The 23444-nt window shown below is 63.7% G+C and carries 21 protein-coding genes and 1 pseudogene; 16 read left to right on the top strand and 6 right to left on the bottom strand.

The window, feature by feature from the left end:
- The 3 genes and pseudogenes from ACFQEU_RS02850 to ACFQEU_RS02840 form a co-directional block, all read left to right on the top strand.
- Nucleotides 1-345: pseudogene (locus ACFQEU_RS02850) on the top strand (hypothetical protein); the annotation flags it as partial.
- Nucleotides 346-396: 51 nt separating this feature from the next.
- The gene (locus ACFQEU_RS02845) at nt 397-1128 is read left to right on the top strand and encodes an MBL fold metallo-hydrolase (RefSeq protein ID WP_379779095.1); all 732 of its coding nucleotides are present in this window, start codon (nt 397-399) and stop codon (nt 1126-1128) included.
- Between the two features lie 74 nt (nt 1129-1202).
- Nucleotides 1203-1790: a GNAT family N-acetyltransferase gene (locus tag ACFQEU_RS02840; RefSeq protein WP_379779093.1), complete on the top strand. Its 588-nt coding sequence runs from the start codon at nt 1203-1205 to the stop codon at nt 1788-1790.
- 33 nt (nt 1791-1823) lie between these two features.
- Here ACFQEU_RS02840 and ACFQEU_RS02835 read toward each other — a convergent pair whose 3' ends face one another.
- Nucleotides 1824-2405, bottom strand: coding sequence for a DoxX family protein (locus tag ACFQEU_RS02835; RefSeq protein WP_379779091.1), 582 nt, complete (start codon nt 2403-2405; stop codon nt 1824-1826).
- A gap of 294 nt (nt 2406-2699) precedes the next feature.
- Between ACFQEU_RS02835 and cdd the strand changes: the two genes are divergently transcribed.
- The 3 genes from cdd to ACFQEU_RS02820 all read left to right on the top strand — a co-directional run bounded on the left by cdd (nt 2700) and on the right by ACFQEU_RS02820 (nt 5305).
- Nucleotides 2700-3107 carry a cytidine deaminase gene (gene cdd / locus ACFQEU_RS02830; RefSeq protein WP_379779089.1) on the top strand — a complete coding sequence of 136 codons (408 nt, stop codon included), beginning with the start codon at nt 2700-2702 and terminating at the stop codon, nt 3105-3107.
- A gap of 99 nt (nt 3108-3206) precedes the next feature.
- Nucleotides 3207-4025 (top strand): nucleoside phosphorylase, encoded by an 819-nt coding sequence (locus tag ACFQEU_RS02825; RefSeq protein ID WP_379779087.1) that lies wholly within the window; start codon nt 3207-3209, stop codon nt 4023-4025.
- A 101-nt stretch (nt 4026-4126) separates the two neighbouring features.
- Nucleotides 4127-5305, top strand: a complete 1179-nt coding sequence (locus ACFQEU_RS02820) for an NAD(P)/FAD-dependent oxidoreductase (protein ID WP_379779085.1) — start codon at nt 4127-4129, stop codon at nt 5303-5305.
- A gap of 241 nt (nt 5306-5546) precedes the next feature.
- Here ACFQEU_RS02820 and ACFQEU_RS02815 read toward each other — a convergent pair whose 3' ends face one another.
- Together ACFQEU_RS02815 and ACFQEU_RS02810 are read right to left on the bottom strand one after the other, a co-directional pair.
- Nucleotides 5547-6080, bottom strand: coding sequence for an Rrf2 family transcriptional regulator (locus ACFQEU_RS02815; RefSeq protein WP_379779083.1), 534 nt, complete (start codon nt 6078-6080; stop codon nt 5547-5549).
- Nucleotides 6081-6149: 69 nt separating this feature from the next.
- Complete coding sequence (locus ACFQEU_RS02810) at nt 6150-6461, bottom strand: hypothetical protein (protein ID WP_379779081.1); 312 nt, start codon at nt 6459-6461, stop codon at nt 6150-6152.
- A 104-nt stretch (nt 6462-6565) separates the two neighbouring features.
- Between ACFQEU_RS02810 and rocF the strand changes: the two genes are divergently transcribed.
- From rocF to ACFQEU_RS02795, 3 genes are all read left to right on the top strand, one after another.
- Nucleotides 6566-7471: an arginase gene (gene rocF / locus ACFQEU_RS02805; protein ID WP_379779079.1), complete on the top strand. Its 906-nt coding sequence runs from the start codon at nt 6566-6568 to the stop codon at nt 7469-7471.
- Nucleotides 7472-7528: 57 nt separating this feature from the next.
- The gene (locus tag ACFQEU_RS02800) at nt 7529-8356 is read left to right on the top strand and encodes a DUF7117 family protein (protein ID WP_379779077.1); all 828 of its coding nucleotides are present in this window, start codon (nt 7529-7531) and stop codon (nt 8354-8356) included.
- A gap of 186 nt (nt 8357-8542) precedes the next feature.
- Entirely contained in the window at nt 8543-8770 is a 228-nt protein-coding gene (locus ACFQEU_RS02795) for a DUF7385 family protein (RefSeq protein WP_379779075.1), read from the top strand.
- Between the two features lie 77 nt (nt 8771-8847).
- Here the strand turns inward: ACFQEU_RS02795 and ACFQEU_RS02790 are convergent, their stop codons facing one another.
- Together ACFQEU_RS02790 and ACFQEU_RS02785 are read right to left on the bottom strand one after the other, a co-directional pair.
- On the bottom strand, nt 8848-10635 hold the full coding sequence (locus ACFQEU_RS02790; protein WP_379779073.1) for an MATE family efflux transporter: 1788 nt from the start codon (nt 10633-10635) through the stop codon (nt 8848-8850).
- A 72-nt stretch (nt 10636-10707) separates the two neighbouring features.
- Nucleotides 10708-11844 carry a mechanosensitive ion channel family protein gene (locus ACFQEU_RS02785; protein WP_379779071.1) on the bottom strand — a complete coding sequence of 379 codons (1137 nt, stop codon included), beginning with the start codon at nt 11842-11844 and terminating at the stop codon, nt 10708-10710.
- Nucleotides 11845-11986: 142 nt separating this feature from the next.
- On the opposite strand from ACFQEU_RS02785, the gene ACFQEU_RS02780 reads away from it, so the two are divergent.
- The 7 genes from ACFQEU_RS02780 to ACFQEU_RS02750 all read left to right on the top strand — a co-directional run bounded on the left by ACFQEU_RS02780 (nt 11987) and on the right by ACFQEU_RS02750 (nt 22177).
- On the top strand, nt 11987-12727 hold the full coding sequence (locus tag ACFQEU_RS02780) for a proteasome assembly chaperone family protein (RefSeq protein ID WP_379779069.1): 741 nt from the start codon (nt 11987-11989) through the stop codon (nt 12725-12727).
- Between the two features lie 118 nt (nt 12728-12845).
- Entirely contained in the window at nt 12846-13898 is a 1053-nt protein-coding gene (gene trmB, locus ACFQEU_RS02775) for an HTH-type sugar sensing transcriptional regulator TrmB (protein WP_379779067.1), read from the top strand.
- A gap of 212 nt (nt 13899-14110) precedes the next feature.
- Nucleotides 14111-15466, top strand: a complete 1356-nt coding sequence (gene aroA, locus ACFQEU_RS02770; RefSeq protein ID WP_379779065.1) for a 3-phosphoshikimate 1-carboxyvinyltransferase — start codon at nt 14111-14113, stop codon at nt 15464-15466.
- A 63-nt stretch (nt 15467-15529) separates the two neighbouring features.
- On the top strand, nt 15530-16585 hold the full coding sequence (locus ACFQEU_RS02765) for a DUF7544 domain-containing protein (RefSeq protein ID WP_379779063.1): 1056 nt from the start codon (nt 15530-15532) through the stop codon (nt 16583-16585).
- Nucleotides 16586-16974: 389 nt separating this feature from the next.
- Nucleotides 16975-19227 (top strand): NADP-dependent malic enzyme, encoded by a 2253-nt coding sequence (locus ACFQEU_RS02760; protein WP_379779061.1) that lies wholly within the window; start codon nt 16975-16977, stop codon nt 19225-19227.
- 103 nt (nt 19228-19330) lie between these two features.
- Nucleotides 19331-20128 (top strand): DUF7839 domain-containing protein, encoded by a 798-nt coding sequence (locus tag ACFQEU_RS02755; RefSeq protein ID WP_379779059.1) that lies wholly within the window; start codon nt 19331-19333, stop codon nt 20126-20128.
- Nucleotides 20129-20971: 843 nt separating this feature from the next.
- Nucleotides 20972-22177, top strand: a complete 1206-nt coding sequence (locus tag ACFQEU_RS02750; protein ID WP_379779057.1) for a Cdc6/Cdc18 family protein — start codon at nt 20972-20974, stop codon at nt 22175-22177.
- Between the two features lie 25 nt (nt 22178-22202).
- Here the strand turns inward: ACFQEU_RS02750 and ACFQEU_RS02745 are convergent, their stop codons facing one another.
- On the bottom strand, nt 22203-22763 hold the full coding sequence (locus ACFQEU_RS02745) for a TATA-box-binding protein (RefSeq protein WP_379779055.1): 561 nt from the start codon (nt 22761-22763) through the stop codon (nt 22203-22205).
- Nucleotides 22764-23444: the final 681 nt, after the last annotated feature.

Genomic DNA, 23444 nt, shown 5'->3' with positions numbered 1-23444 from the left:
TGTGAGGCGGGTGAGCGCGTGATCGCGGTGCTCGCCGGTGTCGAGAGCCTCCGGACCCCGCCGGCTGCGGCGTTCCCCTACTTCTACCGACGCGACCCGTCCGACAAACGGTTCCGCGTGCGTCGTGGCGACGACGGGACCGTCGTCGAGAGCGTCGGCGGGTTCGCGGCGATGCACGCCGCCGGGTTCGTCCCGATCCCGATGCCGCTCGTGCCGGAACACGTGCTGGCCACCGGGTCGTGCCCCGCGGACGAGTCGAACGCGGGGTCGCCGCGCGTCGAGAGCCGCTGGGACCTGTTGGTCGTCGGGGATGGAAACGACGGTCCGGGCCCGAATGCGAACTGAGTCTCCGACACGATAGTCACCCTCAAGGGCGCGCCGCGCGGATCCCGGGACATGACCGTTCGATACGACGACCTGACGGTGGAGTGGCTCGGCTACGCGACCGCCCGCGTCGAGGACGGGGGGCCCGTCGTGTACACGGACCCCGGCCGGTACGGCGTGCTCGACGAGTACTGGGCGCGCGACGGCGACGTCGTGTTGGTCACTCACGACCACCACTACGACCCGGAGGGGATCCGTTCGGTCGCCGACGAGTCGGCAACGCTCGTCGTCTACGAGGCGGTGGACCCGGAGCGGATCGACCGGGACGTGGAGTCGATCGACTCGCTCGCGGCCGACTACGACGTGATACGGGTCGACGACGAGACGGAAACGGAGGTCGAAACTCCCTCCGGAACCGTCACCGTCTGGACGGTCGCCGCCTACAACGAACCCGACGGGCCGCGAGCCGACGCCGACGGGAACGTGCCCCACCCCGAGGGGTTCGGCTGCGGGTTCCTCTTTTCGGCGGGCGAACGAACCGTGTTCTGGCCGGGTGACAGCGATGCACTGGAGGGCTTCGCCGAGCTCGACGTCGGCGTGTTCCTCGCGAACATCGGCGGCGGCGACATCGTTTCCGACCGTCACGAGTCCGCCGACCTCGCTGAGCGGATGGACCCGGATATCGTCGTCCCGATCCACTACGACACGTTCGAAGCACTCGAAGCGGACGGCGAGGCCTTTGCCGGCGACGTCGCCGCCCGGTCGATCCCCGTCGCCCTCGACGCCCGCTCGGCGAACCAGTGACCGGGTGAACCGTTCGTCCGCCCGCTGAGCCGTTTCGCCGAACCGTTTTTATCCCGGCCCCCGTACGACGAGGTATGTACGTCCGCGACGCCAAGAACCGGGACGAGGCGTGGTTGCTGGACGCGATCGAGGACGTCGGTCTGGACGACGTCGCCTTCCGCTCGCGGGACTACGTGATCGCGGTCGATCAGGAGTCCGGCGACCGCGCGGGGTTCGGCCGACTACGGGTCCACAAGGCGGACGGCGAGGAGGCGATCGAGCTCACCGGGATCGGCGTGCTCCCCGAGTGGCGTGGCAGCGGTATCGGCGCACACGTCGTGGAACGGCTCGTCGACACCGCGGCCGCGGAGGGGTTCGACGACGTGTACGTGCTCACCGACCAACCGGAGTACCTCACGCAGTTCGGTTTCGAACCGATCGACGACGATGCGCTCCCCGGGTCCCTGGTCGAGCGCCGCCCGGAGAAACGCGAAACCCTCGACGGCGACATCACTCCGCTTCGGCTCGCCACTGACGCGTTCCAAATGCCGTCTCACCTCCGTGATGCGTTTAAAAACGCGGCACAGGGCCCGAACGACGACGGCGAAGACCCCACGGAGTCAGCGGAGGACTTCGGGATCGACCCCGACACGGCGACGTACAAGTACGATACCGGGCGCTGAATCGTTAAAAGCAGTGAGCCGATACCCGCCGGTTCACCCGAGTAAGAAGCGGAGCCAGGGGTTCTCCCGAACGATCGCTGTCTGTTCGAGCGCGCGGTCGACGCCGAGGATACGGCCGGCGCCCCACGCGCCGAGGCCGAACAGTAGGAGCATGTAGACGAACGAGCTGTCGATGAAGTAGCCGTTCGTCATGGGGAACCCTTGCATGAGTCCACCTTCCCACGCGGCGGTCCAGAACATCGACATCTGGATCGCACCCATCAGCGCGGCAAATCGGAAGAACACGCCGAACAGCAGCGCGAGCCCGATCAGGATCTGCCCGAAGATCACGAGCGGGTCGACGATCGCCCCGTAGTTGGCGAACCAGGCAAATAGCCCGCTCAGCGGGTTCGCCTCCGCGATCGCGTTCTGGAGAAACCCCGCCGACGACCACGCCAGCGGGTCCCCGACCCCGCCCTCGAACAGCTTCGAGAGCCCCGCCTGAAGGAACACCCAGGCCATCACGACCCGGAGTCCCAGCATCGAGTACGCCAACCACGTCTCCGAGTAGTTGAACTCGATCTCACGTCCCAGTAGCTCCGACTGCAGCGTCCGTTCGGCCGGTTGTGTCGACATATCGATCTCCTCCTACCTCGACATGGGCGAGACGGATAGGTAAGACCGTACGCGGATTCCGAAAACATAAGAACGCCCTTTCAGTCTATCTCGGATAGCCTTGATGAACGTACAGCAAAGCGGGATAGTTCAGTCCAATCGTTCGGCTCGGCTCACCAGCGACGGAGGTCGGCTCGGCTCACCAGCGACGGGGGTCGGCTCGGCTCAGTGACGTGCTGTACTCGGTGAGCCGGGCGTAGGATCTCACGCACTATCGAACCCGCCACTTATCCGACCCCCCGGCGATCCCTCGGTATGGACCCACTGATCGAGGCCGCCCGCGAGGCGCTCGCGAACGCGCACGTTCCGTACTCCGACTACCGAGTCGGAGCCGCCCTCAAGACGGCCGACGGAACCGTCTACACCGGCTGTAACATCGAGAACGCCAACTACTCCAACAGCCTCCACGCCGAGGAGGTCGCCGTCGCGGAGGCAGTAAAGAACGGAGACCGCGAGTTCGACCGGATCGCCGTCACGTCGAGCGTCCGTGACGGCGTCACTCCGTGTGGGATGTGTCGACAGACGCTCGCGGAGTTCGCCGACGGCGATCTTCCGATCGTCTGTGACGAGGGAGGCGGCGAAGTCACCGAATACACGCTCGGCGGGTTGCTACCGAACGCGATCACACAGGGGACCCTCGACGACGCGGCGGACCAGGAGTAGCGACGTCGGAACGGCGACACGGCCGTCCCCGAGCAGTGCTCTGCGGGCCCCAGTCGTGGCTCGAAGGACCTATATCGGGGGCCTCGGAACGTCACGGTCATGACCGGAGACAGCGAGGATCCAAACGACGAACGGCAGTATCACGTCGAGGTCGGTCCCGGCGACGTCGCCGACGCCGTGCTCCTTCCCGGCAACCCGGAACGCGTCGACAAAGTGACCGCGCTGTGGGACGACGCCGAGGAGGTCGCGTACCACCGTGAGTACCGCACCGCGACCGGAACGTACGACGACGCGCCGATATCGGTGACGTCGACCGGGATCGGTTCTCCCTCAGCGACGATCGCCGTCGAGGAGCTGGCGCGCGTCGGCGTCGACACGTTCATTCGCGTCGGGTCGTGCGGGGCGATCCAGCCGGGGATGGACGTCGGCGACCTCGTGATCACGACCGGCGCGGTCCGACAGGAGGGCACGAGCGACGAGTACGTCCGGGAGGACTACCCCGCGACCGCCGACGGCGAAGTCGTCTCCGCGCTCGTCGCCGCGGCGGAGCGGCTCGGACACGACTACCACACCGGGATCACGATGAGCGCCGACTCGTTTTACGCGGGGCAGGGCCGTCCGGGGTTCGAGGGGTTCCGGGCGGCCGGCTCCGAAGCGCTCGTCGAGGAGTTACAGGACGCGAGCGTGAAGAACGTCGAGATGGAGGCGTCTGCGATCCTCACGGTCGCCAACGTGTACGGACTCCGTGCGGGAGCAGTGTGCTCGGTGTACGCGAACCGGGTCACCGGCGAGTTCCGGACGGAAGGTGAGTCGCGTGCCGCCGAGACCGCGAGCCTCGCCGTGAAACTGCTCGCGCGGATGGACGAGGTCAAGCACGAGGCGGGTGCGGATCGATGGCACGCGGGACTCTCTCTGTAGACGGTACGGGGGGTTGGCCGTAGACCGCACCGGTTCTCGGCCGACTGGCCCGGCAGGCCGGTTCCAAAGTGACTTTACGCGCGGGCCGCGGAGCCTCCGGTATGACATCTCAGATCGTCGTCGTCGGCTCCGGATACGCCGGCGCGGGTGCGGTAAAAGCGTTCGAAGACGAGATCGGTGAGGGTGAAGCGGAGCTCACCTGGATCTCCGAACACGACTACCACCTCGTGTTACACGAAGTCCACCGCGCGATCCGGAAGCCCGCGGTCGAGGACAAGATCACCATCCCGGTCGGGGAGATCCTGTCCGAGGAGTCCGCGTTCGTCCAAGGCCGCGTCGTCGACGTCGACACCGACGAGCGCGTCGTCGAGACCGAGGGCGGCGAGACCGTCGACTACGACTACCTACTTCTCGCCGTGGGCTCGACGACGGCCTTCTTCGGCATCGACGGGCTGAAAGAGCACGCACATCAACTGAAGGGATTAGCGGACGCGAAAGCGATCCACGAGGACGTCCGCGAGGCGGCCGCGAACGCGACACGGTCGGACCCGGCGCAGGTCGTTGTCGGCGGCGCAGGGCTCTCCGGTATCCAGACGGCCGGTGAGATCGCGGAGTACCGCGATGAACATCGCGCCCCCATCGACATCAGCCTCGTCGAAGGACTCGACGAAGTATTCCCGGGTAACGACCCGCAGCTGCAGGGGGCACTCCGACAGCGCCTCGAGGACGCCGGCGTCGAGATCCTCACCGGCGACTTCATTTCGAAGGCCGACGCGGACGCCGTGTACTTCGGCGACGAGGACGACGGGTTCGAGGAACTCCCGTACGACGTGCTGGTCTGGACCGGCGGTATCACCGGTCAGCCCGAGATCGAGGAAGTCGACGTCGAGAAGGACGACCGATCGAACCGCGTGTTCGCGGAGTCCGACTTCACCACGAGTGATGACCGCGTGTTCGCCATCGGTGACACCGCGCTTATCGATCAGGGTGGCGACGACGTCGCGCCGCCGACCGCCCAGGCCGCCTGGCAGGCCGCCGAGGTCGCCGGCGAGAACCTCGCACGAGCTGCCCGCGGCGCGCCGCTACAGTCTTGCGAGCACAAGGACAAGGGAACGGTCATCTCGATCGGCGAGGAAGCGGTCGCTCACGACGTGATGGGAATGCCGATCAAAACGTTCGGCGGGACTCCGGCGAAGCTGCTAAAGAAGTCGATCGCGGTGCGATGGATCTCGAAAGTCTCCTCGACCGGACGCGGGATCAGCGCGTTCGGCGATATGTGACCAGCGGTCCGGTCGATCGCTACTGAGGGTGGTGTCTACGGGTCCCCACCGGATATCCCGAGACGAAACGATACACTGCCGTTCTCCCTTCGCGTCCCTTCTCTTCCCCCTCTCGTCCGCTCGTTCGCTTCTCCCTCTGTCGGTTCGTCCGTTCCCAGCTCGTCTACTCGTGTGTGCGGATCTGGCACTCGGAGGGCGCAGTGCGTGGACGGTTCACGGCGACGCGATACTTAAAAGAGACTCAGTGTGCCGGCTCCTCGTCTGGCGCACGCATGTCATCGATTCGGAGGATCAGGACGTTCGCGGTGTCGTCTTTCCCGTCCACGGTCCCGTCGATGACGAGCTTCGAAAGTGGTGTCGGGCCGACCGTCACCGAGTCACCCTCGTGGAAGTCACGGACGGAGCCCTGTACGTGAATTTCGGCACGGCAGAGCTCGGGGTGGTGAACGCTGGAGAGATCGATCCCGTCGACGTTGACGCCCTCGATGACCTCGCCCTCGTGTTCGATCGGAACGCGGGCCGGCTCGTCCATACGCTGGATATCGAGGGCCTCGTACGCGTTCGACGTGGGTTTGTACCCGCCTTTCGGTCCCGGTACCCCTTCGACCAGCTGGAGTGCCTTGAGGCTCTGCATCTGGTTGCGGATCGTGCCGGGGTTCCGGTCGACTTCCTCGGCGATCGCCTCGCCTTTGACGGCGTCCTCTTCCTGCCCGTACAGGTTGATGAGCGCCGTGAGGATGCTCTTCTGGCTTGACGTGAGCTCTATCGATGACATAACTCCGAATACATGGCCGCCCCGCATAAATGCGATGGAAGTGCCTTATAAACGGATCGACCATGTCGATCATGACGGGCCGACGTTCCTGAACCGGAGGTACGCGACCGGACTCGCGAACACGACGGCGATCCCGAGGACGACGAGCACGAGCGCCGCGTCGCCGACGACGAACGCGAGGCCGGCACCGATGAGCCCGATCAGTGCTCCCGTGAACGCGACCGCGATCAGCGCACCGGCGGGACCGATCTCGGCCGGATCTATTCGAGCGTGGGCGTCGTTCCGCCGGTCGTCGTCTTGCCCGTCGTGTGTCCCAGCGTCATCGGCCCGCCCGTCGTCTGCTTCCTCGCTTGTGCCCGATCGGCCTGTACTCCGGCTCATAGCGAGGGTTTCGGACGCGAACCCGAAGACGGTACTGGATCCGTGTCGGTCCGCGGGCCCGGCGGATCCCCGCCATTCAAGCCGTGGGGAGCTCCCCATCGAGTATGACACGAGTCAGGATCATCGGTGCGCCGACAGACTACGGGGCGAACCGACGCGGTGTCGATATGGGACCGTCAGCGATCCGGTACGGCGGGTTGGCCGACGAGCTTGCCGGTGCCGGTGTCGACGTGGTTGATGGGGGGGACCTCACCGTCCCACGGGCGGAAGAACGGGACCCGGAAGCGGAGGCACCCGCGACGGGCGATGCGAAGTTCCTGAAGGAAACCGCGGACGTCTGTCGGCGGCTCGCGGACGAGGTGAGCGGGGCGCTCGCGGACGGAGCAGTCCCTCTCGCGCTCGGCGGCGACCACTCCATCGCGATCGGATCGCTCGTCGGCTCTGCCCGCGAGGCGGAGATCGGCGCGGTGTGGTTCGACGCGCACGCCGACCTCAACACGCCCTCGACGACGCCCTCCGGAAACGTCCACGGGATGCCGTTGGCCGCCGCGCTCGGCATCGACGAGTTCGCCGACACCGACTGGGCGAACGCGCCGGGGCTCTCACCCGACAATATCGCACTCGTCGGACTCCGGTCGGTCGACGATGCCGAGGTGGAGCTGATCCGCGAACGGGGATTCACCGCATACACCATGTCGGACATCGACGAACGGGGGATCACGGAAGTCACGGAGGAGGCCTTGGCGGCCGCTGCCGACGGCGTCGACGGGGTTCACGTCAGTCTCGACCTCGACTGGCTGGACCCCAACGAAGCGCCCGGAGTCGGGACGCCCGTCCGCGGTGGCGTCACGTATCGTGAGGCGCACAGCGCGATGGAGCTCGTCGACGAGGCGGACTGTCTCCGGTCGATGGAGCTCGTCGAGGTCAACCCGACGCTCGACCGGAACAACGAGACGGCCGCGCTCGCCACCGAGCTCGCCGCCAGCGCGTTCGGCAAGCGGGTCATCTGATCTCGCGCCGCTGATCGACCCGCAGGGCTTTAGCCGCGACGCGAGTACCTCCATGGCATGAACGTTCGCGGCGAGCGGGAGTGTCGTGACTGCGGCGGTCGCTGGTCGTACTACGAGACCGGGACCGTCGAGTGCCCGGCGTGCGGAAGCGTCCGGAGCGTCGGGGTCGAGGGTCGGGCGACGCACACCGACTCCCCCGTCTCGCTGGATCTGGCCGCTCACCGTACCCGGTTCGGGGAGGCACGCGGGACGCTCCCGACGGATGATGTCGACGCCCTGAAACACGAGCTCCGAACGTACCTGCGCAAGCGCGGGTTCATCGACGGTGGTGAGCTTCGGACGCTCGACGACACGGTCCTCGCCGCGCGCGAACTGCTCGAGGCGGTCGACGTGTACGACCGTCGCCGCGACCCGAGCGACGCCGACCGCGAGTACCTCCTCGCGCTCCTCGCCGGTGCGGAGGAGGGAAAGCGCCCCGAGGCGACCGAGGTCCCCGAATCGATGCGTGTGGCGCGGGGAGCCGCGGCCGCCCGGGCGGTGAGCGAGTACCGTGACGACCTCCTGACGTTCCTCGACGAGCTGGCGTCCACGCCGGGACGTGACGGTGAGCCGATCGGGGGGGCGGACCAACACGACGACATCGACTCGTCGCCGACGGTGTCGGTCTCGGGAGACGAGGCGGAGTCGCGCGTCGCCCCCGCACGGCAGCTCCTCGGACGCGTCCGCGACCGCACGAAACGAGTCGACGCGCTTGGCGGGGATGTGGCTCCCACCGCCGCGGACGCGCTCGTCGAAGCGGTGAACGCGGTCGGCGAGTACGTCCGAACCGGCGACGGCGAGGCGCTCGATCGGGCGCGCTCGCGGCTCGCGGACACGGAGGCGTGACGGGGCAGTCCGATCCATCGATCGCGGTGCGGACCGGCTGTGTGCGTGATCGGCGGTGTGGGGGCCGTGGTCAGCGGTGTGGGGGTCCTGGTCGGCGGTCGGTTCGAGCCGTAATGAACGGTGAGTCCGAATCACGACTGATACTCGGAGGCGTACGTTCAAGCAGCCCGGAGCGTACCCGTGCGTATGTCCGGGTTCGACGTGCACGACCATCGGCACGCGCTGAAGCAGCTCCGTGACACCGGCGAGACGAGCCTCTGGGAGAACCGAAAGGCGATCACGTGTCCCGTGTGCGACGAACCGTTCGATCGGCTGTTCATCACCCGGAGCCCGGCGGCTCGGTTCCCCGAGAACGACGGATCACGGTTCTGCCTCCTGCGTGGCAACGACGAGATACAGCTGTTTCGGCACTAACACGCCGGAACCACCATCGCCGAGAGGACACTGGTTCCCGTCCAGCTTTCTCGCCGAAGTGGGCGTCGCCGACCGCGTCAGTCGTCGCCGACCGGATCGACGTCCGGGGACGGGTCGTCGATGTACCGCTCCGTCCACGTCCCGCGGGCGAACCACGCGACGCCCACGGCCGCGCCGAGCACGTTCCCGAGCGCCATCCCGACCCAGACGCCGGTCGGTCCCCACCCGAGCGCCGAGATGGTTACGTCAACGAGGGGGATCGTCACGCTCCACGTCAACGCGAGGTAGAACACGCTGGCGACACGGCCGACCCACAGCGTGAGGATCGATATCACCATCGCCGTCTTGGTGTTGCCCGCCCCACGGAACGCACCCAGAATCACCTGTGAGACGCCGATGAAGGCGAACTCGACCGATCGTATGCGGACGTACTCGACCGCGAACTCGATCGTCGCTGGCGCGTCGGGGACATCCCCGAGGAACACCGACACGATCGGCTCCGTGAACGTCACGGCGATCACGGCGACGAGGAACATCACTCCGGCCCCCGTCGTCGCCGCGATCTTGACCGCGCGTGCGGCACGGTCAGCACGGTCGGCACCGAGGTTCTGTCCCACCATCGTGTCGATCGCGCGTCCGAGTCCCATCGCCGGCAGGAACACGAGCGAGATGAGGCGGTTACCCAGTCCGTACGCCGCTACCACCGGCGGCGAGAAGGTGACGATCATCGCCGTCAGCGTGATCATCGCCATCGCGCTCGTCGTCTGCTCGACGCTGGAGGGGAGCCCCAGTCGGAAGATGTCCTCGATAAACCCGAAATCCGGACGGAGATCGGCGATCCCGACCGCCGGGCCGAGGTCGGTCGCGAACAGCACCCACAACCCGATAGCAGTCGCGACGCCACGCGCCCCGATCGTCGCCAGCGCGGCACCCTCGATCCCGTAGCCGGTGAACCCGGTTGCGGCGAACAGTGACGCCTCGACAGCGACGGGGTCGAGCGCCGCTACACCCGGTATCGCTGCGAGCCACTCGAACAGCGGGTTGTTCTCGAACCCGAAGATGAGGAACGGGTCGAGCACGACGTTGAGCACGACGGAAACGAACATCACGGCCATCGGCGTCCGGGTGTCACCGTACCCCCGCATGAGCGCGGAGAAGACGAAGAACCCGAACATCAACGGGATCCCGAGGAAGATGATCTCCATGTAGTCGGCCGCAAGCGGGATCACGGTCGCGGCCGTGTCGGGGTCGCTCGGCAGCAGTTCCAGCGCCGGCCGGGTGTAGAAGTACCCGCCGATACCGATGAACACCGAGAGCACGGCGACGGTAACTATGGTTTGGCCCGCAACCATCCCGGCGGAGTCGTCGCCTTCCGCCCCGGTGTACTGGGCGACGAGGATCGCCCCAGCGGTCGTGAAGCCGCCCGCGACGGCGATAAGAAGGAAAATGAGCGGGAACGCGAGGCTGATCGCACCGACCGCCTCGGCCGAGAGCCGGCCGAGGTACAGGGTGTCGACGACGTTGTACGTCACCTGTAACAGCTGGATGACGACGATCGGCCACGCGAGGTGGAACAGCGGGCGGACGAGGCTACCCTCGGTGATCGAGTCACGGGCGTCGTCGGGGCTGTCGGAACCATCCAACTCGTCGGGGTCGTCGGAGTCGTCACCGTCCGAATCGGCGGGGATATCACCGTTGGCCCGATCGGCGGGGGTACCGCTGGTCGGATCGGCAGTGTCGTTATCGCTCGGGTCGGGAGGGCCGATGTGTCCGTCGTTTTTGCCGTGTTCGTCGCTTCCGGAGGGGTCGTCGGTATGGTCGGGCTCTCCGGAGTCTGACGGGCGTTCGGAGGGCTCGTCGCTCACTTCGTGATCCCAGACCATCTCGGCGTATCAGCGTTCCGGTGGCGGCCGAGTCGGCCTCGAAACGGTCCGCGATCAGGGGGGCCGATCGACCGAGTCGTCGGTACCGGACGACTCGGTGGTTCGGTTGACATCGGGTTCGAGACTTCCGTCGGTATCGCGATCGGGTTCGGGGGTTTCTCGGGTGTCGCTATCGGGTTCGCCTCGTCCGTCGACGCCAACGGCTGTTCCCGTCTCTCCCGCGGTCGTGACCTCCTGCTCCCCACTGGGTGTTTCGCCGGTTCCGGCCGCGTCAACCCCGTCCCGGGGCTGGTCCTCCCGGAGGCCGACCTGTGCGACCCCGGACGTGTCGTCGAAGACGAGGTGACGATGGGGGTACGCCATCTCGACGTCCGCGTCCGAGAGTCGATCGCGGATCCGCGTGTTCAGCTCGGACTGTACCTTCGCGAGCTTGTAGGGCTTTTTCACCCAGTAACGGAGCCGCAACAGGATCCCGTTGTCGCCGAACTCCTGGATCCGGCACTCCGGGCTGGCGTTGTATCGGGCCACGCCCACGCGAATATCGGGACCGCCGTTGATGATCGACTCACAGTCACGGGCCGCGCGTTCGATACGCCGACGCCCCTCGTCGATGTCCGACTCGTACGTGACGAGGACGTCCGTGCTCCGACGGGTTCGCTCGTCCTCCGCGGAGTAGTTCGTCACGTCGCGGTCGCGCATGTTCCCGTTAGGGATGACGAGGAACGTGTTGTCGAGGGTGAATATTTTCGTGTACCGGATCGTGATGTCCTCGATGAACCCCTGCGTGCCGTCGTCGAGCTCGATCATGTCGCCGATCTCGAACGGCTGGTCCGCGAGGATAAACAGGCCGTTGATGAAGTTCCCGACGAGCGGAGCGAGAATGATCCCGACCACGGCGGACAACACCGCAGTCCCGATCAGCAGGTCGGTGAACTGAAACCCGACCGCCCAGAGGCCGAACAGGAACGCGAGCGTGATCGTCCCGACGCGGACTCCACGAACGACGGTCTGTGCGACGCTCTGTCGAGAGAACTGTTTGGCGACCGGGCGGCCGATGACCCTGACGACGAACCGCGCCAGCACCGCGCCGGCAACGACCGAGAGGACGACGATGAAGAACCGTACCCCGGGGACCCCCGCTAGCCACGAGGACCACTCGGCAATCGGCGTCGTCGCCTCCAGTGGGGTCATAGCGGACACGCGTCGTCCACCCGAAAAAACGTTTCCTCCCGGATCGACGGATGGAACGCGCTTCCTTCGATCGGTGACTGGGAACGAATCGATCGACACCCCGCTGGACAAACGCTAACACCCTTCCGGTAGAAGCCAACGTATGCGAGAGCACATCACCCCCCGTCCGACCTTCGAGTTTACACATGATTCCGCTCCGAGCGACGTGCTGATCGCCGGGTTCTCCGCGTATGGACTCGGCGGACTCACCGCCGTCGATTACCTCATCGACCACCTGGAGCTGACCGAATACGGTCACGTCAGGACCGAAGGGCTCCCATCGATCACCCCCTTCGAGAAGGGTCGACCGCGACATCCAACCCGGCTGTACTCCGGTCCCGACCTCGATGTCACCGTGCTCGTCGGCGAGCAGTTCGTCCCGTCGGTGCTCGGAGAACCGCTCGCGACCTCGATACTCGAGTGGACTGTCGCCAACGACGTCTCGGAGATCGCCGTGTGCTCGGGCGTGCCGATCCCCCACGGTCCCGACGCCCACCGGACGTTCTACATCGCGACGGACGACTTCCGGGATGCCCGGATCGAGGACACAGACATTCCTCCGATGGAGTCGGGATTCCTCGACGGCACGAACGCGACGCTGCTGGAGCGCGGACTCGACTCGCCGCTTGGCGTAGGCGTGTTCGTCACGCCGGTGCACGCACAAGCACCGGACGTACAGGCCGCGGTCCGTCTCGTCGAAACCATCGACGAGGTGTACGACTTGGGCGTCGACGCCGGACCGCTTGAGGCGTTCGCGGCCGAAATACAGCGATACTACGAGGACCTCGCCGAACGGATCGAGGCGCGGGAACCCGAGGGGGCCTACGACCGGATGTACATGTGACCCGGCAGCCGGAGCCAACCGATCCGGAGCTGCTGCCCGAGAAGTAGACTGTGATATGAAAACGCGTACAACTCGGGTTATAGTGAAAACTATACCGGTGGGGTGTGTCGAGTCAACCATGACTGACGATCTCCGGGCGACGCTCGATCACGTCGGGGACCGGTTCAATCTGGGAGAGTACGAGATCGACGCGTATCTCGCAGTGTTAGCACACGGCGAGCTGACCGCGAGCGACATCGCGGACCGGACGGACATCCCGCAACCGCGGGTGTACGACACCGTCCGGAGCCTCTCCGACCGCGGACTCGTCGAGCTCCGGGAGTCCCGTCCGATGAAGATCGTCGCCGTCGACCCGGCGGACGCGTTCGGCGACCTCCGCTCGTCGTTCGCGGAGATGGTCGACGAGCTCGAAGCGCGATACACCGCGCCGACGCGCGAGACGGAGGCGGTTTCGCTGGTGAAGTCGCGCTCGACGATCCTCCGATACCTTGAGGACGTTATTCTCGGTGCCGAGTACGAGCTCGCCGTCTCGCTCACTCCCGACCTCCTGCGTCGATTTCGGGACGATCTGGCGGGGAAAATCGCGGAGGGCGTCAGCATCGAACTCCTGGTAACGCCCGCCTCACGGGCACCCGACCCAGCGGAGTTCGATTACACCGACGTCTCAACGACGGCGCGCGCGCGACGCGGCATCACGACTCCCGTCCTTGCCGTCGGCGACGGCGAGTACTCCGTATACGCGACACAGGACGCGCTGCGTGACGACCGGGAGCGATACGGTGTCATCTTCAACCGGTCGGCGCTTGGGTTCCTGGTGTCCGGCTTCTTCGGAACCGTCCTGTGGACGACGGCGGAGACGCTCTTCGCGGACGGGAAGGACCGGCCGTTCCCCCGCCGATACGCCTCTATCCGACGCGCGGTGAAGGACGTTCGTGGATTCGACGGGGAGACGTTTTATGCGGCCGTCTCCGGACGCGACATAGAGACGGGAGAGCCGATCACCGTCCGCGGACGGGTCGTCGACAGCGCGTTCGAAGACACCGAGGAGGTCGCCTCACTCGTGGTCGAAACCGAAACCGGTCCCGTCGAGATCGGCGGGCGTGTAGCGGCCTTGGAGGACATCGAAGGCCAGGAGATCGTTATCGGTCGGGGTTCTCCGCCCGAGATCTGAACGGTCGATGCCACCGAGGTAGGTTCCGCTGGTCAGGGTGGATCCGGCTCGGTGGGGCGAATCCGGCTTGTCAGGGTGGATCCGGCTCGGCGAGGCGAATCCGGCTTGTCAGGGTGGATCCGGCTCGGCGAGGCGAATCCGGCTCGTCCGAGATCGGTCGTAGCAGTGCCGCAGCCGGTACCCACTTATCGCCGCGCGCGACAGGGACGGGTATGGATGTCCGCCTAACTCGCTCGAACCTCTCCGGAACCGTCCGTGCACCCCCGTCGAAGAGTTACACCCACCGCGCGTTGCTAGCAGCGGGGTACAGCGACGGCGCGACCGTCGAGTCCCCGCTCGTCTCTGCGGACACTCGGGCGACTGCCCGTGCGGTGACCGCGTTCGGCGGCAGCGTCGACCCGCGGGAGGGTGGCGAGAGTACTTCCGACGACAGTAGCGACCTGCCGGACGCGGACGCGCTCGTCGTCGACGGGTTCGACGGTCGGCCCGATGTCCCCAACGACGTGCTCGACTGTGCGAACTCCGGGACGACGACTCGGCTCGTGACCGCGACCGCCGCGCTCGCCGACGGCGGGACGGTGTTGACGGGGGACGCGTCGCTCCGGTCCCGCCCACAGGGGCCGCTTCTGGATGCCCTCGACGAGCTGGGCGTCCGCGCCGAGTCGACGAGGGGAAACGGCCAAGCGCCGCTCGTCGTGTTCGGCCCTCTTTCCGGCGGCGCGGTCGCACTTCCTGGCGACGTCTCCTCGCAGTACGTTACCGCCCTGCTGATGGCTGGGGCGGTCACCGACGACGGGATCGAGGTGTCGTTGACGACGGAGCTCAAATCGGCCCCGTACGTCGACATCACGCTCGAACTGCTGGAAGCGTTCGGGATCACCGCCGAGCCGGTCGGGAGCGAGACGGCGGCCGGTGCCGAGGGATTCGTCGTTCCCGGTGGGCAGACGTACGCGCCCCCTGACGGCCGATACGAGGTTCCCGGGGACTTCTCGTCTATCTCCTATCTGGTTGCCGGCGGTGCGGTAGCGGCCGACCCGGACGGCTCCGTCCGGATCGAGGGGGCACAACCGAGCGCCCAGGGTGACGCCGCGATCGTCGAGATCGCGACACGGATGGGCGCGTCGATCGACTGGGACCGCGAGGCGGGCGTTATCACGGTCGAGCGGTCGTCGCTGTCGGGGATCGAAATCGATGTCGGCGACACCCCGGATCTCCTGCCGACGATCGCGACCCTCGGAGCGATCGCGGACGGTGACACACGGATCACGAACTGCGAACACGTCAGATACAAGGAGACCGACCGGGTGTCCGCGATGGCCGAGGAGCTCGAAACGCTGGGAGCGGAGACGACGGAGGAGCCGGACGTCCTCACCATTCACGGCTCCGAGAGCGAGCTACGGGGTGCGACTGTCGACGGTAGAGCGGACCACCGGATCGTGATGTCGCTCGCGGTCGCCGCGCTCGTAGCCGAAGGGACGACGACGATCCGGGGCCGTGAACACGTCGACGTCTCGTTCCCCGGCTTCTTCGAGACGATGGCGTCGTTGGGCGCTGCGGTCGAACGATAAGATACGATCCGGATCTCAGTTGACTACCTGATTTATAAGTGATCAGGGAGTTACGGGTTCTGTATGAGTTGGCACGCCGTCGACGCCGTTGACGACGCGGTGGAGGCCACTCGTCGGTTCCTGTTTCCGTTCAGCTTGGTTCGCTGGACGGTCCTGGCCCTCCTCGTCCTCCTGATGGGTAGCACCGTGAACACGAACGCCTCGTTTTCGTTCATCCCGGACGCGGAGTTCACACTGTTTCCGGACGGCGTGATCCCGGAGGCCGTCGTCGCGGAGCTCGATACCGCTCTCGTGGTCGCGATCGTCGCTGTCGTCACCGCCATCGGCGTCGTCATCGCGGTAGCGACGCTTACGCTCCGGCTCGTGTTCTACGATGCCCTCCGGACTAACGAGGTTCGTGTCTGGGGACCGTTCCGCGCGCGATTCCGCCAGGCGCTCGGGCTGTTCGTTTTTTCGACTGTTGCCGGGATCGTTACGGTGCTCCCGCTACTGCTCGCCATTCTGGGGGTGACGACGGTCGGATGGGGGCCGATCGACGCCGTGAGCGAGGCGGTCGCTGGACTCTCGGGTTGGGGACTCGCGGGAGCAGTACTGTTCGGGGGGCTCCTCACGCTGGGTGCGCTACTCGTCGTTCGATTCACATACGAGTTCGTCGTTCCGGTGATGGTTCATCGTGACCTCGGTGTGCTGGCGGCGTGGTCACGGTTCTGGTCGACCTTGCGGGAGTCGTGGACCGAGTTCCTGTTGTATCTCGTCGTCCATTTCTTCCTCGGGGTCGGGGTCTCGGTCGCGGAAACCGTCGTGTTCCTGTTCGCCGGTGGGGCGGTCCTCGTCCTTGGGGGCGTCACGATCCTGATCGCCGCCGGGATCTTGGGTGGACTTTCGGCGGTGACCGGAACCACTGTCGGGATGGTGACGCTCGTCTTGGTCGTGTCGGCCGGCGTGATCGCGTTGCTGCTCGTGTTTCTTCCGGTACGGTTGGTCACGCGAACGTACCTGATCGCTTATGAAGTCACCACCCTCGGCGGGGTTGACCCGGAGTTGGCGATGCTGGACCCAACGATCGATCCGGACGCTGCCGGTCCAACGGAGGGAGATGATACATCCACAAAGCGATAGACTCTGCGGGCCGGAGTGAGTACTGACGAACGTCGGGAGTGGGTGATCGCACGGTATGAGTTGGACACAACACAGTGACTGAGGATCGATGACCGATCCGCCGCGACTATCGACCAACTCCGGTATGAGACTACGTTCTCTCTTTTAGACCGTTATGCTATCCTTCAGACCGTTATGCTATCCTTCAGACCGTTATGCTATCCTTCAGACCGATATGCTATCCTTCAGACCGATATGCTATTCTTCAGACTCCTGTTCGTTCTAGCGCGACGGGGCGGGATGTTTGGGCTGCCTGGATCAGCTGACATCGTCGTGGCTTAGACGACTGTCGAAGTTGGATTTCGACGGCCATAGGTAGTTTTTTACTCCGTTCACGAAAGGGGTCACCCATGGGATTAGACGACGACGCGCGTGAGTACCACCGCGCGGATCCACCGGGAAAAATAGAGATATCCACGACGAAACCGACGAACACACAACGGGACCTCTCGTTGGCCTACTCGCCGGGCGTTGCCGCGCCCTGCCGCGACATCGCGGCGTCACCGGAGTCCGTCTTCGAGTACACGGCAAAGGGGAACCTCGTCGCCGTCGTCTCCAACGGGTCGGCAGTTCTCGGGCTCGGTGATATCGGCCCGTCGGCGTCGAAACCCGTTATGGAGGGCAAAGGGGTCCTGTTCAAGCGGTTCGCCGATATCGACGTGTTCGATATCGAGCTCGACATCGACGCGGTCGACCCGTTCTGTGAAGCGGTCTCCGCGATGGAGCCGACGTTCGGGGGGGTGAACCTCGAGGACATCAAAGCGCCGGAGTGCTTCGAGATCGAGGAGCGACTCCGCAAGGAGATGGATATCCCCGTGTTCCACGACGACCAACACGGGACCGCGATCATCTCCGGAGCCGCACTGATGAACGCGGTCGACATCGCCGGGAAAGATCTGTCCGAACTCGAGATCGTGTTCTCCGGTGCGGGTGCGTCCGCCATCGCGACCGCACGATTCTACGTCTCACTCGGTGCAGAACGGGACAACATCACGATGTGTGACTCCTCCGGGATCGTCACCACGGACAGGGCCGAGGCCGGTGAAGTGAACGAGTATAAACAGGAGTTCGCCAGCGACGTCGACGGCGGCGACCTCGCGGACGCTATGGACGGTGCCGACGTGTTCGTCGGCCTCTCGATCGGCGGGATCGTCTCCCAGGAGATGGTCCGTTCGATGGCGTCGGACCCGATCATCTTCGCGATGGCGAACCCCGACCCTGAGATCACCTACGAGGACGCGAAGACCGCTCGTGATGACACGGTCATCATGGCGACCGGACGTTCTGACTATCCCAACATGGTGAACAACGTTCTCGGGTTCCCCTTCCTGTTCCGTGGGGCGCTGGACGTTCGTGCAACCGAGATCAACGAGGAGATGAAGCGAGCCGCGGCGACGGCGCTCGCTGAGCTCGCGCGTAAAGACGTCCCGGACGCGGTCGTGAAGGCGTATGGTGACGACCCCCTGCAGTTCGGTCCCGACTACGTCATCCCTAAGCCGCTCGATCCCCGTGTCCTGTTCGAGGTCGCGCCTGCGGTCGCACAGGCAGCGATGGACGCTGAGTGTGCGCGCACCGAGATCGATATCAAACGGTATCGCGAGCGGCTTGAGGCACGCCTCGGGAAGTCGCGGGAGATGATGCGAGTCGTGTTGAACAAGGCCAAAAGCGATCCGAAACGCATCGCACTCGCAGAGGGGACCGACGAGAAGATGATCCGTGCGGCCTATCAGCTCTCCGAACAGGGAATCGCGGAACCGGTCCTTCTGGGTGACGCGGACGAGATCACCCGAACCGCCACAGAGCTCGGTCTGTCCTTCCAGCCTGAGATCGTCGACCCCTCCGAACGTGATGTTTCACCGTACGGGGATCGGTTGTACGACCTTCGGAAGCGGAAAGGTATTACCCAGCGTGAGGCACACGAACTGGTCCAGCGGGACACGAACTATCTCGGGAGCGTTATGGTAAAAGCCGGTGACGCGGATGCAATGCTGACAGGCCTCACGCATCATTATCCCTCCGCGCTACGACCGCCGTTACAGGTTATCGGATCCGCCGATGACACCGATACCGTCGCTGGCGTGTACATGCTGACGTTCAAGAACCGCGTGGTGTTCTGCGCCGACACGACGGTCAATCAGGACCCCGACGCGGAGACGCTCGCGGAGATAACCCGCCACACCGCCGAACTGGCGCGGCGGTTTAACGTCGATCCGCGGGCGGCGGTCCTCTCGTACTCCAACTTCGGGAGTGTCGATAACGAAGGGACGCGGAAACCCCGAAACGCGGTCGAGATCCTTCATGACGACTCCGAGGTCGACTTCCCTGTCGATGGGGAGATGCAGGCAGACACCGCTGTCGTGGACGAGATACTCAACGGCACGTATGAGTTCTCGGAGCTCGACGAGGCCGCGAACGTGCTCGTCTTCCCCAACCTCGAAGCGGGGAACATCGGGTACAAGCTCCTTCAGCGGCTCGGTGGCGCGGAAGCCATCGGACCGATGCTGGTGGGGATGGACCAGCCGGTTCACGTCCTCCAGCGTGGCGATGAAGTGAAAGACATCGTCAACCTCGGCGGGGTAGCCGTCGTCGACGCTCAGGAATAGGTTCGCGAAGGGTCGACCGCACAGTTCACAAAGGATCGACCACACAGTTCGCGAAGGGCCGACCACACAAAACGTACTTGTTCGTAAAACCAATATAGTTGGTATGGACGACGGGAACGTGGCACCACGGGTTCTCGACAACAAGCGCGACGCGAGCAAGTATCGGGTACTCGTCGAAATCGCGTCCCGACAACCTGCCGTTAGCCAGGGAGAAGTAGCCGATGAACTGGGTGTTACCTCACAGGCGGTTAGTGAGTACGTTCGTGAACTGGTCGAGATCGGTTACGTTGAGAAGGGCGGTCGTGGCCGATACGAGGTGACAAAAGAAGGCGTGGACTGGCTGATAAACCGGACCGATGCGCTGTCGGAGTTCGTTTCACACGTTTCCGACGATGTTCTCGGTAGTGTCGACGTAGATGCAGCGATCGCAGCAGGGGATCTGTCCGAAGGTGATACAGTCGGGTTAGCTATGCGGGATGGGGTGCTTCACGCAGTCCCGGAAGGGGGGTCGGCGACCGCAGTCGTCGTTACTAACGGGTCAGCGGGAGATGTCGTTGGTGTCACTGACTTCGATGGTGTCGTTGAGTACGACCCAGGAACGGTGACTGTGGTTCCAGTCCCTGTCGTGACCGAAGGTGACTCCCCGAATGTTGACCCTATCGAGGAACGACTCGACTCGAACGGGCTACTTGCTGTTTCAGGAACAGAGGCGTATGCGCTGACGCTCTCGAGTGATCTCGATCCTGACCTCCAGTTCGGTACCGTAACAGGCGTACCACAGGCGGCATTACGGGGACTAGACGTGTTGTTGGTCGTGTCAAGCGACGAGCTTTCACGTCATACGACACAGCTCCGCGAGAAGGGAATCCGATATGAGGTTCACGACCCAGCTCGTGAGTAATTCCTTTGTGATAGTGTTATTTAGTGGAATATTCTCTGTGCTGTCGGTCGTCATGTGCTGTTGGCCTTCATGTGCTGTCGTGAATCGAGTCGGATATCTAGATCTCGAACAATTGTAGGTCGCTAGTATCTATCGTGATGTGGTCAGTGACACACCGGGTTTCCGGTGAAATCGGGTTGGGCGGTAAGTCTCTGGTAGTTAGGTGTGAACTGGGTAGCCTACAGACGGATCTTCACTATCTTGTCTTACTCTTGTAACACGACATATGCTGTACTGCAAAAGAAAACGATAAATACATTGTTTGTGTACCGACCACTAAGTCAGACGCAGGCTAATATTTTAATAGGTGCATTTCGTCGTATTTTACTAGATATGAGAATGTATTCAGATTTGTGTATAGAATCGCGTCCACGTTCGTGTATAGGATAGGAAGACCGATACACCCGAGCTTTCAAGCAGTACGATCCGCTCGTATTGACTAGACAAAACCGACGTATTCTGCGTATCTGTTCGTTTTACCGTGGCTATTCTTTAGTAGGCAATCAGCTACTCGCGTATTCGTTGTTGTGACCGATTGTGGTTGATAGCACGACTTTGTGACCGATTGTGGTTGATAGCACGACTTTGTGACCGATTGTGGTTGATATCACGACTGACGGCTACTGGATGCTTCTCGCCCATCCCTGCTCAGCTCTTATCGGATCCCACACCGGGTTTCCGGTGAACTGCCACCCACCACGGACCCCGTTTCACCGGAAACCCGGTGTGTGTCTCAACTACCTCTCGACAGAGCTCCGACGATCGAAGCAGAACGTATTTCACCGGAAACCCGGTGTCTCATCTATGGACGCAGCGGACGACCTCTTCACGAGAGAGGATCCAATATTCGCCAACAAGGAGCTCCTCGAGATCAGCCACCTTCCCGGAGAAGGTCGGATCGTTGGCCGCGATGACGAGATCTCCGATCTCGCTACTGCGGTAAACCCCGCGATATTCGGACAGAGCCCCAGTAACGTCCTTTTGTACGGAAAGACAGGGACCGGCAAGTCGCTCTGTGCGAAATACGTCTCCAAGCGACTAGTGTCGACCGCGGGCGAGGAGGGAGTCAACGCGACGTTCGCATACGTCGACTGTGCGCAGGACACGACCGAAACACAGGCGGTTCAGACGATCGCTGAGGGCGTCAACGATCCCGAATTAACGGGGATCAACGTCCCTGATAAGGGGCTCTCGACTTCGACCTACTACAAGCGTCTGTGGCGGATCCTCGATCAGCGATACGATGTGGTGTTGATCATCCTCGACGAGATCGACAAACTCGACGACGACGCGATCCTGATGCAGCTCTCACGCGCGGGTGAGGCGGGGAAGATCACCGACTGTAAACTCGGTGTCGTCGGAATAAGTAACAAGATCCAGTATAAAGACCGCATGGACGAACGCGTAAAATCCAGTCTCTGTGAGCGGGAGTTCGTGTTCCCGCCCTACGATGCCAACCAGCTCCGAGAGATCATGCAGGCGCGTTCGGACGCGTTCCACGACGACGTTCTCGAACCCTCGACGATCCCTCGCGCTGCAGCGCTCGCTGCACGGGAACACGGGGACGCCAGAAAAGCGATCGACATACTCCGGTACGCCGGCGAGATCGCGCAAGCGAACGGCGAACCGACGGTTCGTGAGGAGTTCGTGACACAAGCACGCGAGCGGGCGGAGACTGATCGCTTCCGTGAGCTCATCCGCGGATCGACACCACACTCCCGATACGTGCTCCAGGCTCTCGCGCTTCTCTCGCTGTCGAACGAGCGGAAAGACGGGTTCCGAACCAGCCGCGTGTACGAGATATACGAGAACATCTGCCGTCAGGAGGGGTCGGACAGCCTCTCGTTGCGTCGCGTTCGCGATCTGCTCAAAGAACACGCGTTCCTCGACATCATCGAACAGTCCAAACACAGCGGCGGAAGCGCGGAAGGGAGTTACACGAAACACCAGCTGCTCGAGGATCCGGGCGTCGTCAAGGAAGTGCTCGTCGAGGACTCAACAAACACGTAAGCGCAAACGGGGCCAGCCGTCCAACTTAACCCAGCAGTCCGAGGCCTTCGATGCGTTCGACGATCTCCTCGACGGCTCCTTCCGCGTCGTCCGTTCGCTTCCCGCCGGTGATAACGATCTTCCCGCTGCCGAACAACAGGATCACGACTTCGGGCTCGTCCATTCGGTAGACGAGTCCCGGGAACTGTTCGGGCTCGTACTCAACGTCCTCCAGTCCCAGCCCGATCGCGAGCGCGTTGAGATTGAGGTTGTGTCCGAGGTCGGCGCTCGACACGATGTTCTGGACGGTGATTTCAGGGTCCTCCTCGACCGGGATCTGCAGCCCACGGAGCTTCTCGAAAATGATCCCCAGCGCGTCGTGCACGTCATCGATGCTTTTCGCGCCGGTACAAACGATCTTCCCCGACCGGAAGATCAGCGCGGCGGCCTTCGGTTCTTGCGTCCGGTAGACGAGTCCGGGGAAGTTGTCCGGATTGAAGTCCGCGCCCGGAAGGTCCTCCGCGAGCGCTTCCAAATCAAGTTCCTGGCCGATCCCCGTCGATGCAACTACGTTCTGGATCTCGATCGAATCTGCAGGGTTCGTCATCGTTCGCTTTTATATGTGTCCCCCTCCCTTATAAACGCCCGTGGTATAAACGACTCTGGTTCCGACTACCGGCTTACACTGCTGCTCTATGGGTTACCAGGTCCCTACGACTACCAGTCGCTTGAGCGCCTGAAGTCTGGAATCTCATTCAATTACGAAGAGCGTGAAACCGCAAGAAGACTCTACATCAACAATGTACTACGCAAGAGCGTGTCCCGTAGAACCTCTGTACCGACCCCGATCCGTTGGCTGGAATCCTCTCGGCGTATGATCCCAACCATCACGATTTTACATTGCGCCGAATTCCCATGAAACTGCCTCACGTAGCGGCTCTCGTTCGACGGAGTTAAACGTACACCTCCCATCCGATGAAATGCGAAGAGCCCCCGTCGAGGTGGGCACCGCCGGCCGTGAAATCGGCCGGCCAAAGCGTTCCGACGTGCTTAAGTGTATAAGCACGTTCGGATGGAATGCGAAGAACGCACCGCGAACTCGAGCCGTTCAACCCGGTTCGGTTTCGCTGAGTCGGCAGCCGTCGACTCAGACCAATGAGGATCACGCCCGCTGCGCTCCGGCGTAAGAGGTGATCTGATGTGAGCCTTGGTAGTTCGGTGTCATCCGGAACGCCGGTGACACTGGACACCATATTGGACCATGCAATGGTGTGTTGACACTACGTCA

This window comes from Halorubrum tibetense (assembly GCF_042661865.1).
In the GTDB taxonomy this organism is placed as follows: Archaea; Halobacteriota; Halobacteria; order Halobacteriales; family Haloferacaceae; genus Halorubrum; species Halorubrum tibetense.
This window is presented reverse-complemented; position numbering and strand designations above follow the sequence as displayed.

What these genes read in the sequence shown, in the direction of transcription:
- ACFQEU_RS02845 (WP_379779095.1), top strand. Translation starts at nt 397, where the DNA reads ATGACCGTTCGATACGACGACCTGACGGTGGAGTGGCTCGGCTACGCG.
- ACFQEU_RS02840 (WP_379779093.1), top strand. Translation starts at nt 1,203, where the DNA reads ATGTACGTCCGCGACGCCAAGAACCGGGACGAGGCGTGGTTGCTGGAC.
- ACFQEU_RS02835 (WP_379779091.1), bottom strand. Translation starts at nt 2,405, where the DNA reads ATGTCGACACAACCGGCCGAACGGACGCTGCAGTCGGAGCTACTGGGA.
- cdd (WP_379779089.1), top strand. Translation starts at nt 2,700, where the DNA reads ATGGACCCACTGATCGAGGCCGCCCGCGAGGCGCTCGCGAACGCGCAC.
- ACFQEU_RS02825 (WP_379779087.1), top strand. Translation starts at nt 3,207, where the DNA reads ATGACCGGAGACAGCGAGGATCCAAACGACGAACGGCAGTATCACGTC.
- ACFQEU_RS02820 (WP_379779085.1), top strand. Translation starts at nt 4,127, where the DNA reads ATGACATCTCAGATCGTCGTCGTCGGCTCCGGATACGCCGGCGCGGGT.
- ACFQEU_RS02815 (WP_379779083.1), bottom strand. Translation starts at nt 6,080, where the DNA reads ATGTCATCGATAGAGCTCACGTCAAGCCAGAAGAGCATCCTCACGGCG.
- ACFQEU_RS02810 (WP_379779081.1), bottom strand. Translation starts at nt 6,461, where the DNA reads ATGAGCCGGAGTACAGGCCGATCGGGCACAAGCGAGGAAGCAGACGAC.
- rocF (WP_379779079.1), top strand. Translation starts at nt 6,566, where the DNA reads ATGACACGAGTCAGGATCATCGGTGCGCCGACAGACTACGGGGCGAAC.
- ACFQEU_RS02800 (WP_379779077.1), top strand. Translation starts at nt 7,529, where the DNA reads ATGAACGTTCGCGGCGAGCGGGAGTGTCGTGACTGCGGCGGTCGCTGG.
- ACFQEU_RS02795 (WP_379779075.1), top strand. Translation starts at nt 8,543, where the DNA reads ATGTCCGGGTTCGACGTGCACGACCATCGGCACGCGCTGAAGCAGCTC.
- ACFQEU_RS02785 (WP_379779071.1), bottom strand. Translation starts at nt 11,844, where the DNA reads ATGACCCCACTGGAGGCGACGACGCCGATTGCCGAGTGGTCCTCGTGG.
- ACFQEU_RS02780 (WP_379779069.1), top strand. Translation starts at nt 11,987, where the DNA reads ATGCGAGAGCACATCACCCCCCGTCCGACCTTCGAGTTTACACATGAT.
- trmB (WP_379779067.1), top strand. Translation starts at nt 12,846, where the DNA reads ATGACTGACGATCTCCGGGCGACGCTCGATCACGTCGGGGACCGGTTC.
- aroA (WP_379779065.1), top strand. Translation starts at nt 14,111, where the DNA reads ATGGATGTCCGCCTAACTCGCTCGAACCTCTCCGGAACCGTCCGTGCA.
- ACFQEU_RS02765 (WP_379779063.1), top strand. Translation starts at nt 15,530, where the DNA reads ATGAGTTGGCACGCCGTCGACGCCGTTGACGACGCGGTGGAGGCCACT.
- ACFQEU_RS02760 (WP_379779061.1), top strand. Translation starts at nt 16,975, where the DNA reads ATGGGATTAGACGACGACGCGCGTGAGTACCACCGCGCGGATCCACCG.
- ACFQEU_RS02755 (WP_379779059.1), top strand. Translation starts at nt 19,331, where the DNA reads ATGGACGACGGGAACGTGGCACCACGGGTTCTCGACAACAAGCGCGAC.
- ACFQEU_RS02750 (WP_379779057.1), top strand. Translation starts at nt 20,972, where the DNA reads ATGGACGCAGCGGACGACCTCTTCACGAGAGAGGATCCAATATTCGCC.
- ACFQEU_RS02745 (WP_379779055.1), bottom strand. Translation starts at nt 22,763, where the DNA reads ATGACGAACCCTGCAGATTCGATCGAGATCCAGAACGTAGTTGCATCG.